The organism is Cyclobacterium roseum (genome assembly GCF_010119225.1).
Classification (GTDB): Bacteria; Bacteroidota; Bacteroidia; order Cytophagales; family Cyclobacteriaceae; genus Cyclobacterium; species Cyclobacterium roseum.
In genome coordinates, this window is sequence record NZ_WNKF01000002.1 from 492,819 (window position 1) to 509,200 (window position 16,382).

At 44.2% G+C, this 16,382-nt stretch carries 14 protein-coding genes; 4 read left to right on the plus strand and 10 right to left on the minus strand.

The features are described from left to right. The first annotated feature begins 29 nt into the window (after positions 1 to 29). Positions 30 to 1,334 carry a dihydrolipoamide acetyltransferase family protein gene (locus GJQ68_RS04610; protein WP_162416117.1) on the plus strand — a complete coding sequence of 435 codons (1,305 nt, stop codon included), beginning with the start codon at positions 30 to 32 and terminating at the stop codon, positions 1,332 to 1,334. Here GJQ68_RS04610 and GJQ68_RS04615 read toward each other — a convergent pair. From GJQ68_RS04615 to GJQ68_RS04630, 4 genes are read right to left on the minus strand one after another with little or no spacing between them, the layout of a single operon-like run. After that, entirely contained in the window at positions 1,327 to 4,221 is a 2,895-nt protein-coding gene (locus GJQ68_RS04615) for a PAS domain-containing hybrid sensor histidine kinase/response regulator (RefSeq protein ID WP_162416118.1), read from the minus strand. The two genes, GJQ68_RS04610 and GJQ68_RS04615, sit on opposite strands and share 8 nt — an antisense overlap. Continuing rightward, positions 4,214 to 5,215 (minus strand): PDC sensor domain-containing protein, encoded by a 1,002-nt coding sequence (locus GJQ68_RS04620; protein ID WP_162416119.1) that lies wholly within the window; start codon positions 5,213 to 5,215, stop codon positions 4,214 to 4,216. Before GJQ68_RS04620 ends, GJQ68_RS04615 begins: the two co-directional genes overlap by 8 nt. 26 nt (positions 5,216 to 5,241) lie before the next feature. After that, positions 5,242 to 5,481, minus strand: coding sequence for a hypothetical protein (locus tag GJQ68_RS04625; RefSeq protein ID WP_162416120.1), 240 nt, complete (start codon positions 5,479 to 5,481; stop codon positions 5,242 to 5,244). Beyond that, the gene (locus GJQ68_RS04630) at positions 5,478 to 5,894 is read right to left on the minus strand and encodes an OsmC family protein (protein ID WP_162416121.1); all 417 of its coding nucleotides are present in this window, start codon (positions 5,892 to 5,894) and stop codon (positions 5,478 to 5,480) included. The genes GJQ68_RS04625 and GJQ68_RS04630 overlap by 4 nt, the downstream gene beginning before the upstream one ends. A gap of 405 nt (positions 5,895 to 6,299) precedes the next feature. Between GJQ68_RS04630 and GJQ68_RS04635 the strand changes: the two genes are divergently transcribed. Continuing rightward, positions 6,300 to 7,379, plus strand: a complete 1,080-nt coding sequence (locus GJQ68_RS04635) for a site-2 protease family protein (RefSeq protein WP_162416122.1) — start codon at positions 6,300 to 6,302, stop codon at positions 7,377 to 7,379. Between the two features lie 242 nt (positions 7,380 to 7,621). Further along, positions 7,622 to 8,923, plus strand: coding sequence for an acetyl-CoA hydrolase/transferase family protein (locus GJQ68_RS04640; protein WP_162416123.1), 1,302 nt, complete (start codon positions 7,622 to 7,624; stop codon positions 8,921 to 8,923). 46 nt (positions 8,924 to 8,969) lie between these two features. Here the strand turns inward: GJQ68_RS04640 and GJQ68_RS04645 are convergent, their stop codons facing one another. From GJQ68_RS04645 to GJQ68_RS04670, 6 genes are all read right to left on the minus strand, one after another. Further along, the gene (locus tag GJQ68_RS04645) at positions 8,970 to 10,868 is read right to left on the minus strand and encodes a tetratricopeptide repeat-containing sensor histidine kinase (protein WP_162416124.1); all 1,899 of its coding nucleotides are present in this window, start codon (positions 10,866 to 10,868) and stop codon (positions 8,970 to 8,972) included. 123 nt (positions 10,869 to 10,991) lie between these two features. After that, positions 10,992 to 12,413, minus strand: coding sequence for a phytoene desaturase family protein (locus GJQ68_RS04650; protein ID WP_162416125.1), 1,422 nt, complete (start codon positions 12,411 to 12,413; stop codon positions 10,992 to 10,994). Next, complete coding sequence (locus GJQ68_RS04655; protein WP_162416126.1) at positions 12,413 to 13,747, minus strand: aminotransferase class V-fold PLP-dependent enzyme; 1,335 nt, start codon at positions 13,745 to 13,747, stop codon at positions 12,413 to 12,415. Before GJQ68_RS04655 ends, GJQ68_RS04650 begins: the two co-directional genes overlap by 1 nt. A 394-nt stretch (positions 13,748 to 14,141) precedes the next feature. Further along, positions 14,142 to 14,420, minus strand: a complete 279-nt coding sequence (locus GJQ68_RS04660; RefSeq protein ID WP_162416127.1) for a Txe/YoeB family addiction module toxin — start codon at positions 14,418 to 14,420, stop codon at positions 14,142 to 14,144. Then, complete coding sequence (locus GJQ68_RS04665) at positions 14,417 to 14,668, minus strand: type II toxin-antitoxin system Phd/YefM family antitoxin (RefSeq protein WP_162416128.1); 252 nt, start codon at positions 14,666 to 14,668, stop codon at positions 14,417 to 14,419. Before GJQ68_RS04665 ends, GJQ68_RS04660 begins: the two co-directional genes overlap by 4 nt. Before the next feature lie 178 nt (positions 14,669 to 14,846). Further along, on the minus strand, positions 14,847 to 15,041 hold the full coding sequence (locus GJQ68_RS04670) for a hypothetical protein (protein WP_162416129.1): 195 nt from the start codon (positions 15,039 to 15,041) through the stop codon (positions 14,847 to 14,849). Positions 15,042 to 15,423: 382 nt separating this feature from the next. On the opposite strand from GJQ68_RS04670, the gene rocF reads away from it, so the two are divergent. After that, entirely contained in the window at positions 15,424 to 16,374 is a 951-nt protein-coding gene (gene rocF / locus GJQ68_RS04675) for an arginase (protein WP_162416130.1), read from the plus strand. Positions 16,375 to 16,382 lie beyond the last annotated feature (8 nt).

The following is a 16,382-nucleotide window of genomic DNA, read 5'->3' on the forward strand; positions in this document are numbered from 1 at the left end:
CAAATTCAATACGATTTTACAGTAGGACTATGGCAACAGTAGAAATGGTGATGCCCAAAATGGGAGAAAGCATAATGGAGGGCACAATCCTTTCCTGGCTAAAAAAAGAAGGGGACCTCATCGAGCAGGATGAGTCTGTTCTGGAGGTTGCCACCGACAAGGTGGATACGGAAGTACCTGCCACCCATGCCGGCACTTTAAAAACCATTCTGGCCAAAGAAGGGGAGGTAGTGGAAGTGGGCAAGCCGATTGCACTGATCGAAACGGTGGAGAAAGAAATGGATGAAGGACAGCCAATCCCTGCTACCGCTGAGGATCTCCAAAATAACCCTGCTTCTCCAAAGACCGAAACCCTTCCGGAAGTACCGGAATATACCTCACTGATCCTGGGAGCCGTTTCAAAAAAAGAAAGAAAGAAAATTGACGAAAGAAATTTTTATTCTCCCCTGGTCCTTAGTATTGCAAAAGCAGAAGACATAAATGAAACGGAACTAGCTGCCATACCTGGGACGGGCAAGGGTGGCCGAATCACTAAAAACGACATCCTCTCCTACTTAAAGAAAAAGAAGGATTCTTCGCCCCAAATTACCCCTCCACTCGATGAACCCACACCAGTCAGGGATGGGCAGGATGAAATCATAGAGATGGACAGGATGCGAAAGATGATCGCTCAACGCATGTTGGACTCCAAGAATATTTCTGCTCACGTCACTTCATTTGTGGAAGCGGATCTCACGGAAATTGTCCTGTTTCGAAACAAGATAAAAGAAGAATTCCGAAAAAAAGAAGGCGAACCCATCACGTTTACACCCTTTTTTGTAATGGCCATCGCGAAGGCCTTGAAGGATTTTCCGATGATAAATATTTCAGTAGATGGGGATAAAATCATAAAGAAAAAAGACATCAACATAGGTATCGCTGTAGCACTGGCCAACGGTAATCTAATTGTACCGGTGATTCGGCAGGCAGACCAATATAACCTTCCTGGTTTATCCAAGAAAATCAACGATCTGGCCAGGCGGGCAAGGGAAAACAAATTGAACGCAGAAGAGCTAAAAGGTGGTACCTACACCCTTTCCAATATCGGCTCCTTCGGAAATATCATGGGTACCCCCATCATCGTTCAGCCTCAGGTAGCGATATTGGCGGTAGGAACCATTACTAAAAAACCGGCAGTCATAGAAACATCTACTGGAGACATGATTGCTATTCGCCATAAATTAATATTATCGCATTCCTATGACCACCGGGTAGTGGACGGTGCCTTGGGGGGGATGTTTGTCAAAAAAGTGGCTGACTATCTGGAAAATTTCGATCTGGAAACGGTTATTTAGGGGCGTCAATATTGGCTCGACTGTATTTCTTTATCGTATCAATGATTTGTTGGATTTTTACGGGCTTGGTTAGGTAATCGTTCATGCCATTGGAAAGGGCAAGTTCCACATCCTCTTTAAATACACTGGCGGATAACCCCACAATGATTACAGCTTTTCCATTTGCCAGGGTCCGGATTACTTTGGTAGCATCCATTCCGTTCATTCCCGGCATTTGGTTGTCCATAAATATCAAGTGGTATTGCTCTTCCTCGACACACTTGATCGCGTCCACGCCATTCATGGCCACATCCGGCTCGTAACCTAATTGTTCCAGCAGCATGACCATGAATTTAAGGTTGATGTCGTTATCCTCTACTATCAGAATCTTAAGTGGGAAATCTCCGGCAACTTTTTCAAAATCAACCACTTCTTTCTCAGCTTGAATGGCTCCATTCGATTCATTTTCTTCCCCTTCTATATTTGTGATAAGCGTAAAAGAAAAAGTAGCCCCTTCTCCCAATTCACTTTCAATCTGCAAAACTCCTCCCATCAATTCGATCAACTTATTGGCAATGGCCAAACCTAATCCGGTACCCTTGTATTCTCCGTTTGAGGCTGCGCTTGCCTGGGTGAAAGGCTTCACCAATTCGGGTAATTTCTCCCGATCAATTCCTACGCCGTTATCCTTTACTGCACAGTGCAGGATTAGGTTACTGGAAAATAACTTTTCGCCTTTTAGGAATACCGTGATTTCTCCTCCCTTAAGGGAATACTTCACCGCATTTCCAATGATGTTAAAAAATATTTGCGCCAATTTTTCCTTATCCAGTACGATGGCATCTGGAAGTGAGTCGTCTATGGACAAGTTGATATGGAGGGATTTTTCCCGTGCCATGCCGGTAAAAATATTGATAATTCGTTCCATCTCTGGTCTCAGTTTAAAAAGCACCGGGCTTAATTCCATTTTACCAGCCTCAATTTTGGAATAATCCAGAATATCATTTACAATATGTAGCAATGATTCTCCGGAATCACCAATAATCGAGAGCAACTCCTGTTGTTCCTCGGAGAGGGAAGTGTTGTACAGCAGGCCAGTGATTCCTAACAATCCGTTTAACGGCGTCCTTATTTCATGACTCATATTGGCTAAAAAATTCGATTTTTCCCGATTCGCTAATTCGGCCGCTTCTTTGGCCTCGCGGAGCCCCCTCTCCCATAGTTTATGCCCGGTGATGTCCCTTGCTACCGAAATCATTCGCTTCTCGTCCAGTTTGAAAAAACGTATTTCAAAATACCGCCTGCCAATATCAAGCAAAATATCCAATTCCTCGGTCTGCATCTTACCGGTAACCACCGCCTTGTTAAACGCCCGCATGGCCCGTTCACCTGCTTCTCCGGAAAATAACTCACTCATATTTTTTCCGAGGGTTTTTTGTGGTGGTTGCAACAAAAGTTCCTCTTGCTGGACGTAGTAATCTAAAAAATCCCCTTTGTTATTGTATATGAATATAATATCGGGCAAACTATCTAACACCGACCGCAGCCGGTTTTCACTTCGTATCAGCTCCTGATCGGCGATGTATTTATCATTAATATCCGTACAGATGCCCACCGCACCTGCAAACTTGCCGTCAGATTCAAAAAACAGTTTCTCGAAAATTTTAACCCGTATCGAAACTCCCTGTTTCCGGTTAGAATGGGCCTCGAAATAGTAAAAGTCATCTTTCCTTTCGATGGCCTCTTTCTTGGTCAGTATAAATGAATCTGACTTATCGCTCACCCAATCTTCTAAAGCAAAGGTTTGGAATTCCTTCGGACTATAACCGAGGACTTCTTTGATATTGTCACTCACCTGGTATAACCTCAAGTCTTTATCCTGATAGTAGATAAACCCCCTGGACTGTTGCAAAAGCATGGTTTGTTGCCGTAATAACTGATCCAGATCCCTGGATTTTTTTTCCAATAAGTAATTGCTTTCACTCGTTATTTTAAAGAATCTTGCCAGGAAAAATACGACCAGTAGCAGCAATGCCAGGAGGGAGAGAAAAAGATGAAAATAGTTTCCAAAAACCCCCGAAACTACGGAGGATTTATTTTGTGTAAATACAAATGCAATTGGCTTCTCTAACTCCAGTCGAAATAAATTAAAAGGATATTGAATCAGTAAAGACTCCTGCCCCTCTGACCGCCCGCTCTCCAACAGGGCACCTTCGTATTCGCCTCTCAAACCTCCCTCAATTTCTCTCACCATGGCTTCTTGTAGCCCCTTTTCCAGTAGCACTGGGTCTCGCAGGGAATCATCAATCAACTGGTAAAAGCCTCCATCCAAAAATACCAATTTATTAGTATTGGGTCCCAGATAATAATTGACCAGCTGCCGGGAAAAGTACTTTCCCAACTTAAGTTTTACCAACAGCGTCACCGTTCCTTTATCTGATTTGACCCTAAAACAATAACGGCAATCCCGATCTCCTATCGCGGTCGCTGTCTCTGTAACGGTAAAATAATTGGCATCCGAGACCTGGTATATTTTCCGTAGATCCCCCTTTTCAATAAACAAGGTATCTATCAGATTAATGTAATTATTCAATAAACGCCTTACCCTTGTTTCATCTACCGTGGATTTCATTCCGTTTGCTTCGGAAGGAAGCAATCTCTCCTGATTGTTTGCATAAAATATCAGGTCTTCATTTAGGTTATTGAACGTCCTCTGAACTTCATTAGCAGCCAGTTCCACTTGTTTGTTTAGAAACACTTTCCGGTTCTCTATCAGGTTCTTGGATAAAGAACGGTAAAAGAAAAAAGCCAAGGTCACCGTAAACAAAATGGCACCTATGCTAAGCCACCAAAACATTTTTGCCTCCCTCCGGTAACTATCCGTCCTGTTTTTCTTCCTACTAGTCATGGATATCCAATAAGTACCAGTCCATTAAGTTCATTCGCTTGCAATAGGCTTCAAACAGCCTCCCTCCCAATTCAAAACTATGGTAGTTTTCTTTTTCCAAAAGAAATTTAGAAGCCATTTGCCTTACCTCCTTGCTTTTGCTTTTATACAGATTAAAATTCTCCTTCCGGAAATTGTCTGATTGAATGGTCTGAATATAGGCGTGGTTTTTTAATGGTGGCATACTCAATGCTTCGATCGCTTCAGCCTTACCAGCAACGATAGTACCCTGACTGTCTACAAGCATCAGCTTTTTATCTGACGTTTCCAGAAAGGCATTCATCAAGTCAAAAAGTGTAATATCGAAACCCAGCACCCCTTTTAACTCATTATCATGATAAACCGGATGAATGAGCGATAAAATCCACCCTCTCCCAACCGGATCAATGTAAACTTCCTCCACCCAAACTGCTTTCCTGTTGGGGTTTCGGGTTTCATCTGCCAGGTAATAAAAATTAAAGGCCGTTATATCTATTTCCGGATCAAGTGAGTTTAACAGGTCATAGGGAGGGTATAATCGATTGAAATGGCTGGCCGCATTGAAATAAACCTGACATACTATTTTTCGTTTTTCCAAAACTTCTATAAAAGCACTATCCAATAACGCGGTGGTGTGAATTTCACGAATAGCAAGTGGCTTATCTTCGGCCAGGATGGAAACAAAAACCGTACTTTCCTCTCCTGATTCGTTCTTATTATAAATAAAGCCCTTTTCGTCAGAAATAAACTTGCTGTCGTCTCCGAGAGGAACCAGACTATCTGCTTTTTGAAATAAAAATGATGAATACTCAGCTAATGCTGAAATGTCCGCTTCCAAAGGAGTTAAATCCGCTTCCACCTTTCGTATCACAGAATCCAGCAATTGAAAATGCTGTTGATGTGCCTGTTTAGGATCTGATTGGCAGGCGGAAGAAAACAATAAAATGGAAATTAGTATGAAAAATAAACATTTCATCTTTGAATATTTAAATATAAACAAAGTTAAAAATTTTTCATAGCTTTTTGAAGGGATTGATGCATTTCGTTAAACCTTTCTTTTACCCGGTCAAAGAACTCGCCTTCCAGCAACTGTTCCAATGACGCTTCCTCCAAGACATCCATTGCCGAAACTTTGAAAGTCTGCTCCATGCCTCCGATCTCAAATTTGATCAGGTATTTATTGTTCCAGTCAAAAATGGTAATTCTAACCCCCTCTTTATTCTTTTCGTTGACTACCCTCATTCCGGTCTGACTATCTCAGTGGTGTAAGTGATTTCGGATTTTAGAGAAGAGGCGACCGAACAGTATTTATCTACTGCCAATTTGACTACTTTTTCAAATTCCAATTCGGTTGCATCTGGCGAGGTTAAAATAAAATGCAACTGTATGGACTTATAAAAAGAGGGAGTGCCGTCGTTCCGCAAGCCCTCGGCCTGGATTTTAAAATCCTGTACTTGTCGGCGCTTCTTTTTCATCATCAATACCGTATCCACTGCGGAACAGCCCGCCAGTCCGGATAACAGCAATTCCATGGGTGATTGGTGCTGTTTTTCTGCGCCAGCGTACATATCGATCTGAACTTTATTTCCGGTTGCGTTTACTGATTCATATTCATGATCAGCAATCATGCGAAGGGTGATCTGTTTTTTATTCATATCGATTTCGAAAATAACAAATTTTGGTTAATTGACCATAACTTACCAACGGAGGATAAGCACTGCAAAGGTATAAAAAGCAAATCAAAATTTATATTGGCCTAAATGAAAGGCTCACCAGGAAACAATAACGTTGCCTCCAATTTCATTGTTTCGTACTACTTGCAAATTAGGATCTAAGCCTTATTTTTACATCAGTTATCACTACCAACGACCCATTCACTCGGTAGCCAACCTAAAGCAGTACCCTAAAATCGAGCCTGCTAACGACAGGCAGGCATGGTGACAGGGGGCGCACAAATGGATACCCCGGTAGCCCTGATAGCTATCGGGGGGGGTATGCAAAACTTCCCCAATTGGGAATCGGGACGGGTTTAGTGCCTTTTAAAAGCAAATAATAATTCTATGAAATTTTCATTATACTTGGGGAAATACAGCGGCATAAAAGTGTTCATTCATTGGACCTTTTCGCTGCTTTTATTGTGGATTGTCATTTCTAACGTTAGATCCGGTACTCCCTGGATAGACACAGGATGGACCCTCATTTTTGTCCTTTTGATTTTTGTTTGCGTGATTTTGCATGAATTCGGACATGCACTTACCGCACAGCGCTATGGCATCCAGACAAGGGATATCATTCTCTTGCCCATTGGAGGATTGGCAAGACTGGAAAAACTTCCCGAAGATCCCAAGCAGGAACTAAAAGTAGCACTGGCCGGTCCTTTGGTGAATGTCGTGCTATTTTTACTCCTGTCCGTAATGGTTTCCCTGACCGGTTTTGACCTGGATTTATTGGAGGAAGGCACCCTTAACGGCAAAAGTATCTGGATTTTTCTGGCATCAGCCAATCTGTTTTTAGCGTTATTCAATTTAATACCGGCCTTTCCCATGGATGGAGGTCGGGTGCTACGGGCGCTTTTATCCACTGGAATGTCCAGAATCAAGGCTACTGAAATTGCGGGAGGAATCGGGCAGCTGATGGCGATAGCCTTTGTCTTTTTCGGGTTATTTAATAACCCAGTCCTGGTACTGATCGGTATTTTTATTTTTCTGGGTGCTCAGGCGGAAGTAAACCAAACAAAACAATCCTCTTTTCTGGAAGGGTATCAGGTGGGAGATGTGTTGATGCGTAAATTTCCCATTCTTGCCTTTGACGCTCCGTTGCAAAAAGCTGTCGATAAGCTTTTGGAAGGTCAGGCAATCCATTTTGTGGTAGTCAAGGAAGACACCCCTATTGGCATTCTCAGCAGGGAGGGAATCGTACTTGGACTGCAGCAAGGGGATTCCCAAACCCCTGTAGAAAAGGTCGCCGATCAAAGTCCCCTAAAATTGGAAATTTCACTTCCCTTGCAGGAGGCTTTTAAGAAAATGGCAGCAGGAAATAAAAAAGTAGCACTGGTCTATGAAGCAAATCATTTTTTAGGAATCCTGGACCAGGAAAACATATCGGAATTTATTATGGTCAAAAAAGCCCTGATCCGTTGAATCCGGCTCCCGGAATTTCCTTTCGGTTTCATCAAAGTGAACCCAATCAAAGGTTCTGCTTTCAAAGTTGGTCTGTAAAGAAATTAATGGGTAAATTTACATACACGCCATTGACATCCACGAAATGTATCATGTAATTGGCTTCTTTGTCCAATTTTCTGCTGGGTGGTGCCGAATAGGGATGTCTTTTTCCCAGCGGCAGGGTGGCTTTATGAGTGAAACCTTTTGATTGAAATTAAACTATGAATACAGAAATTAATGCAGTAAGTCCTGAGGAAGCGGTGCAACTGGTAAAAAGTCATCAACGGGTATTTGTTCATGGCAGTGCGGCAACACCGACCATTTTGCTACAAGCCCTCTCAAAACGAAAAGAGGAGTTGGAAAATGTGGAAATCGTGTCCATCACCACCCTGGGTGACATGCCTCTGGCCGATGAATCCTGCAAAGGCAGCTTTTACATCAATTCGCTATTTGTTTCCGAAAATGTCCGAAAAGCAGTAAATAGTGAAAGAGGGGGTTATGTGCCCATTTTTCTAAGTGAAATAGGAAGGCTTTTCAGAAAAAACATCCTGCCGATAGATATTGCCATGATTCAGGTTTCCCCTCCTGACAGGCATGGGTATTGTTCCCTGGGCACCTCTGTAGATGTTGCCAGGCCAGCCGTAGAAACGGCTACCTTTATCATTGCGCAAATCAATCAACAAATGCCCCGCACCATGGGAGATGGTCAGGTCCATGTTAGTAAATTTGACCGGGTCATCGAAGTAGACGAGCCCCTGCCACAGGTAGATTATTCCGCCAAGCTAGACGAGGCCGATTACAAAATCGGTAAATTTGTCGCTGAAATGGTCGACGATGGTGCCACCCTTCAACTTGGAATCGGAGGTATCCCCGATGCGGTGCTTCAATCGTTACACAACCACAAAGACCTGGGTATCCATACGGAGATGTTTTCAGACGGAGTCATAGATTTGATGGACAAAGGTGTGATCACCAATAAGTTTAAGAAAAAACACCCCGGCAAAGTGGTGTCCTCTTTTGTGATTGGTACCAAAAAGGTGTATGATAGTATCCATGATAATCCGGCCTATTCCTTTCACGAAGCTGCCTATGTCAACGATACCGCCGTCATCCGTAAAAACCCAAAAGTAATTTCCATCAATTCATGCGTGGAAATAGACCTGACCGGTCAGGTTTGCGCCGATTCCATCGGCAGTTATCACTATTCCGGTGTCGGTGGTCAAATGGATTTTATGCGAGGTGCTGCCCTGTCCGAAGACGGGAAGCCAATCATGGCACTCCGGGCGGGTACCAAAAAAGGTAAATCCAAAATCGTCCCTTACCTTAAAGAAGGGGCAGGAGTAGTAACCACCCGAGCCCATGTGCATTACGTGGTCACCGAATACGGGGCTGCCTATCTGTACGGAAAAAACCTTCGGCAGCGAGCCTATGAACTTAAAAAAATTGCCGCACCGGAACACCAGGAGGAATTGGACAGGGCCATTCACGAACGGTTTGGGGATTTTGTATACCCCTTCAGGTAAGACGCTTGTAGCCGCTGCTCTTGTCAAAACTACTGCGCAGGCGAGTTTAGATTTTCCTCCTTTTGAAATAGAGTATGAAACGGGTTCCAGTACCGGGGATGCTCGTTACATCCATTTTCCCACCATTCAACGCCAGAAACTGCTTCACCAGCAGCAAGCCGAGACCGGTTCCCTTTTCATCGCGGGTACCGACCTTGGAGGGAATCCGAACGTCTACGCCTCCATTTATCAAATCCTGATGGGCTTCATCTATTCCTACCCCTGAATCTTTGATATGGATGGCAATGTTTTGATCGGTAACGGTATAGAAAATCTCAATTTTCCCGTATTCGGGAGTGAATTTGATGGCATTCCCCAATAAATTCTGAATGATAATTTTAAAATGATTTTTATCTACCAAGGCTACATGCTGGATTTCCTGATCCTGGTGATGGTCAATAACTAAAAACTTGGCTCTTGTCTGAAACTCCAGCTGTTGCATTATCCTTTCGATCATCTTTGCAACATTCACTTCGACGGGTTCGGCAACCATCCCGTCCATTTGGGTATTGGCCCATTGTAGCAAATCATTCAGTAAATTCTCAGTGGTTTGGATTTGATCTGAAAGAAGGCATAAAACCTCTTGTTCCTCCGTTTCCGATAAAAGATTTTTAGTTCGGACATCCAGCAGCTGCTTAATACCATTTATCGGTGATCGCAAATCATGCGAAATAATCGATAAAAGCCTTGTCCGGGTACTGTTTAACTCCTTTAAGGCACGGTTTTGTTGTGCGATTCGTTCTTTCTGTTCCCCTATTGCCTTGTTTTTATCTGATAAGGAGCGGTTAAATTTATCTTTGAGGCGCAAATGCTTGCTAAAAAAGTAAAGTATGCTCCCCATTAAAAAAAGCAAGAGCACCAAAAAGCCCATTAATTTATATTGCTGCTGGATCATGGTCTGGTCCCGCTCCATTTCGGCTCTTAGGCGCTGGTTGTCGGCTTGGGTAAGTTTCAGCTCCAAACGAGCCATTTGCCTGGCTTTTGCCGCATCATAAAGGCTATCACTATGACTTTTATGGGCTTTCAGATGATAATACGCCTGATCAAACATCCCCAGCTCCTGATAAATACGACTCAAAAGCCCAGTTATTTGCTGCAAATCCCAGTGGGCACCATGGATTTCTGCTATTTCCAGTGCTTGCTCCCCATAGTTCAATGCTTCCTCCAATTCCCCCCTTTCCAGTTTTAGGGCCGCCAATCCTGACAATGCAAACGACTTCTCCCAGTTGGTCAAGATGGATTCCGCTGCCAACACCTCCCGAAATAGATCTTCAGCCCGTCCCCCTTTCCCCAATTGGTTGAAAACCTTACCCATTCTGTTTTTCACCATAAGCGTAAGCACTGACAGGCTATCCGCCTTGAGGTAGGCCAGTGCCTGGTTTAAATTTTCCAGGGATTGATCATATTGACTCGTTTCGTCGTAGGCAATTCCCATATTAAAATGGTTTTTTGCCAGCGACATGCTATCCCTCATTTCTTGATTGATGGCAATGCATTCTTCCAATAGTTGCAGGGCTTTGGGGTATTCCTTGTCCACCATTTGGATCAATGCCCTTCCATTGATCGCGTATACGATTTCCTTTTTAGAATCTGCCCTTTCTCCAAATTCTTTAGCCAAGGCAAAATGATGCAGTGCCCGATCATAATTTCCCGAGATATAGTGGAGCGTGGCCTCCCGATTGTTTAACCTGGCCATCGGTAGTGGCTCCTGATTACCCGCTAACAACTCTCTCGCCTGCTGGGTCAGAGAAAAGGCCTTATCCGTATTATCATACTGCAAGGAACTGGCCTGTTGCAGCAAAGAGTCCAACGAATCTGAATAAGAGCTGCCGGAGGACCTGCCTGGCAAAAAAATAACCCATCCCAGAAACAATAAACACATCGTAAAACGCATACCTTGCCTCATTCCAAGTATTATAGTTCAATTTAAATACCAATCAAAAATAGCTAAAAATCAATTTTAAACAATTTAAATTTCAATTTTTTTATTTAATCAAAATAAATGTATTTTAAAATCGAAAAATTGCATTTAAAATAAGTCCTTTAAAACGTTTTGGGCCGAATGAAATCCGCACATACCGTGAACCCCTCCACCGGGGGGAGTAGAGGAGGAACATAGGTAGATCCCTTTTGCCGAGCTGCGATATGGAGATATCCTTAATGCCGGTCTCGAAAATAATTGGTAAATATCTTGTACACCGGAATTGATATCCCCACCGATGTAATTGGGATTATAAGCTTCGTAATCCCGGGCATTTAATACCGATTTCGCCAGTATTAGCTTGCGAAAACCGGGAGCAGCTTCCTCAATTTGACGGATCACCAATTCGCTGATATCCTTATCGCTTCCGGGAGGTACGTGGCAATAGGCCCACAAGGTGTGTTTCCCCGCCGGTGCCCGACTGGCATCTACCAGCGATTGCTGCGCCACCAACACGTAGGGATTTCTCGGATAGGAACCTTCCCAAACCGTCGCTTCAGAACGGGCTATTTCGGAAAAACTGCCTCCCAGATGTACCGTGCCAGCCTCTCTTGCTGCTTTTGAACGCCAGGGAACCGGCCCATCCAATGCAAAATCAACTTTGAAGACACCCATTCCATACCTAAACCGGTTCAGCTGCCATTTATAAAAACGGGAAAAGGATTTTCCGGCAATTTGCACAAAATGCCGGGGACTGGTATCAAACAATACCGCCTTTGATTTTGGCAGCTCCCGCAGATCGGTCACCATCCAACCCGCTTTGAACGTTCCTCCTTTGTCTAAAAAATAAGCCAGCAGGGCATCCGCCAGTGCTTGCGAGCCTCCCCGGACCACCGGCCAACCGCCTACATGCCCGGCAGCCATCAGCACCAAAGCAATGGCCGAGGTGGCCCAATTACTCAAGGGCTGAATGCCATGGGCAGCCATCCCTGCAAATAGGGCACGCATTTTTTCCGTTTTAAACGACCTGGCCATCCAGGTAGCCGGCTGAAGGGCCTTTAAACCAAATCCAGCCAGATCTAACGGTTTACTCGGAATTCGCAATGGCCCCAAAAAATCTGCTGTCAACGATTCCCAATTGCGAACGATGGGTTCCATTAATGCCAGGTAGCGATCCCCATCTTCTTCAAGCCCTTCGGCGGTTTGCGCGAGGGAACGATGCAAACAAACCGAAGTTCCGTCCGATAATGGATGTGCCGCCAGAACCTGTGGATGAAGTAGGCGAAGTCCATACTCCTCCAGGGGAAGGCTCTTAAAAAAAGGGGCAGATGCGGCAAGTGGATGGATGGCAGAACAGATATCGTGCTTGTACCCGGGAAGCGTAAGCTCATGGGTACGCATTCCGCCACCCACCTGCTCTTTTCCTTCGATCAGCAACACCCTTAAACCTCGTTCAATCAGGGTAATGGCTGCCGCTAGACCATTGGGGCCGGACCCCACTACTACCGCATCATAGCTATCACCTGCCATTAGGCTCCTTTCTGTTCCAATCGCTGACTCCCATAAGTAGTCGCCAATTCTTCCAGTGCCACCACCAGGCGATCCAAATCAGAGATTCGGGTGTAAACGTGCGGGGAGACCCGGACACATTGAATGTTTTCATAACTGATGGGGGTTGTATGTATTTTATATTTTCCCAGAAGCTCTTGCTCCAGCTTACCCGGTGAAAGCCCTTCCACCGAAACCCCGGCAATCGCACAACTATAAGCAGGCAATAAGGAAGTATGAATATGCACACCAGGAATTCCCATTGCCTTTTCTGCCCAGTAATTCTTTAGGTACCGCACCCGCTCTTCTTTGCGTTTGGCACCTATGCCATTGTGAAAGTTAAGCGCCTCTCCGATTCCCTGCTCCAGTGGAAAGCTTCTTGTCCCCAGCGATTCAAACTTTCTGATATTCTCACTTTTCGGGTTACCGTTACAGAGTAAGGGCCACACTTTAGATATTTTTTCTTTGCTCACCCACATCATACCGGTACCAATCGGGGCAGACAGGTATTTGTGAAGGCTGGTTCCAAAATAGTCTGCTTCCAGATCCGGGATGTTAAAATCCAACAGGCCAAACGAATGGGCGCCATCTACAATCACTTCGAGGCCATTAGCATGCGCCATCTGGCAGATCTTTTTGACAGGCATGATCTGGCCTACCCAGTTGATGACATGTGTTACGTGAATCATTTTGGTCTTTGAGGTAATGGCGTCCCGGTAAGCGTTGACAATCCTATCATCGTCTTCAATCGGAAAATCAAAGGAAAGCTGCTTATAAACGATCCCTTCCCGCTCGGCTCGCTGTTTCCAGGCATGCATCATATTGGGATAATCCTGTTTGCATCCGATCACTTCATCTCCCTTTTGCAGATCCAACCCGTAAATAATGGTATTTAAGGCTTCGGTTGCATTTCGATTGATGGCCAGCTCTTCCGGGTCACAGCCTCCCAATTGCGCAAGCTTCTGCCGCAACGGCTCCCGCCCCTGATCCAATATCCGCCACATATAGTAGGAAGGTGCCTGGTTGGACATTTGGCTGTAACGCGCTACCGCGTCCACAACCAGCTGGGGACTGGGAGAAACGCCCCCATTATTGAGATTCAATACCGGAGAGGAACTGGATGGATATCCCTGCTGGATGGTGGTCCAAAAATCCTCGTTCGCAGCCATTTTTTGGGGAGAAAGGCCCGCAAACTGCCTGTTTTTTACTGCTATATCGGCAGCATGTAGCTGCTCAAAAAGGCTATTGGAAGAAAAAGCCCCTGCCAGTACAGCCGCTTTTTTGAAAAAGCTCCTTCTGTTTGTAGTTGATTTCATTGAATTAAAATTTAGTTAGTGGTCATACATTTCCGTTCAGGCATTCCCACAGGTTTTCATTTCTCCCGAGACAAATGATCCTGAAGACAGCCAAGTACGCAAAATAATCAAAATATTTTTTGTTTCATACGTACCTTTCCATAAGTGGGAGGCGGCTTCCTGAAAAAGAATTATGGAACAAGGGATTTTTTGAGGTAGAGAAGCAGCAAGCTGTAATCGGACCAATCTGGCGGGCAAAGGCGGCTATCCCTCTCTCGGTTGGTTACCAAGAGGTTCTTTAGTGAGCCATTGCAAATGGCATGTAAGGGATTACAACTATAAAGAAGAAAAGCTGTAGCGGACTCTACACCCAGTAGGGGACTCACCTAAAAAAAGATGCAAGTCATTGACAACCTTATTTATCTCCATAATGTGACCATGCACTAAGTACATGCACTGTTACTGTTGTTTCTTTAATTGAGTAAACTAAACGATGTTTTTTATTAATTCTTCGGGAGTATAACCCTACCATATTGTATTTCAACATTTCAGGCTGTCCAGTACCTTCTGTAGGATGTTCCATTAATTCATTCAAGAGTTTTTCCATTTTCTTCAACGTGGCTTTATCTCCTGATTTTTTATGTTTATCAATGTCTGCTAAAGCAGTTTTGGTAAACTCCAACACATAACTCACAAGCCCAATAAATCGCTGATTTCCTTAGGACTGGATACTTTTTTGACATCCCCGTTTTGAACCTCTTGTATGCTCTGCTTAATCTTTTCGACCATTTCCGCATTAAAATACAAATCGTCTTCAGTAACAGGAGTTAGCGCATAAGCCTTATCCTTACCTCGTTGCACAATGATATGCTCTCCCTTATCTACTCGTTCAAAGTATTCTTTCTGATTCTGTCTAAATTCTCTACTGCTTATAACTAACATAATGATACGTTTAAATTTATGTGTACCAAATTGGTGCAAAATACTATTATTAACGGTAACATTCATTTCTAAGTTCATCAGTCAACTGATTTTTTAACCCAACGGATGGTATTTCAGCATCTACTTTTTCAGCTCTTTCAACTGTGCCTGTTTGTATTTCTCAGTTGTCGAGGGGTTTTTATACCTGGACTACCCACAAGTCGTTGCCCGCCTTCAGAATGTTGGCGATTACATTTTGCAGGATCGTCAAGGCATTTACCTTTCTCGGGGCGTAGATACCATAGTACCAGCTGATGTGCTTGGTGATGTCTTCGGCCGTCTTGGGTTTTTCCCGCTGTCCGGTAATAAAAGCGTTAGTCTGGTTTTTCCACAATTCCTGCCCTTACCGGATTCTCATGAATGCAAACCATGCTACTTTCGATCCTTTCAGTTCGATAAAGTTCAATGGCATGGTTTTCATGTGTACTTTTTCAAATCTCAGCCAGAGCCTGTTCAAAATTGTAGACATTTGTTTACCATTAGTGAGCCATTGCAAAAGGCATGTAATGGATTACGACTTTATAAAACGCTCGAAATAATAGGGTGTAGAGGAGCACTGTCCGTTATGCTTAGATCCGCATTGCAGCCCATCAGGATCAGGGCCATAACCAACCTTGCCCTTCCAAATCAAATAATTGACACGAGCCCTATTCAAAAAATAATTTGTATTCATCTTTATTTTATGGGAATTTTGCATCTAATCTAATACGACAGGAATGAGAGACATAAAATTGGTAGAAGTACGATCCGAACTGGCAGCCGGGACAAGGGGAGCAAGCATGGGGATAGATGCGCTGAAAGTAGCCAGCCTGGTCAAGCCTTCCGATTTTTTTAGCCGATTTGATCCCATCCATGTAGAAGATGCGAACGATTACCTTTGGAGAGGAAACCAACACCCTTTTGCCAACTACATTGACGGCGTATATGAGGTACTTCAGAATGTGTACACCACTGTAAAATCGCTTCGCAGCGCTAGAAAATTTCCCATCATCCTTGCCGGAGACCACTCCACCGCCGCAGGGACCATCATGGGAATCAAGGCCGCCCACCCGGAAAAAAGACTGGGGGTGATTTGGATTGATGCCCATGCCGACTTGCACACGCCCTTCACCACGCCCTCCGGAAACATGCACGGCATGCCCCTGGCCATGTGCCTGGGGATTGATAACCTGGATCAGAAAATAAACGAGCCCTTGCCAGGGACCATCGCATATTGGGAAAAGATAAAAAAAATAGGTGGACCCAGTCCTAAAATCCGTCCGGAAGACCTTGTTTTTATCGGGGTACGGGACACGGAAGAAGCCGAAAATTATTTGATCAGCCATCACAAAATTCCCTCCATCTCCATTAGTGATTTACGAATCGCTGGCATCCCTAAAACAGCCGAGAAAGCACTTGCTTCATTAAAAGACTGCGAACAAATTTACATTTCTTTCGATGTGGACAGCCTGGACACCTCGCTGTCAAAAGGCACCGGAACGCCTGTTCCCGATGGCTTAACCCTGGAAGAAGCCATCCAGTTAAACGAAGCCCTTATCAAAGATAAACGGGTTTGCGCCTGGGAGATTGTGGAGGTAAATCCTACCCTTGACACTGAAAATGCCATGGCTAAAAATGCGTTTGATGTGCTGGAATCCACTACCCACTCTCTGGTTTCTCATTTTTAGTTCACCCG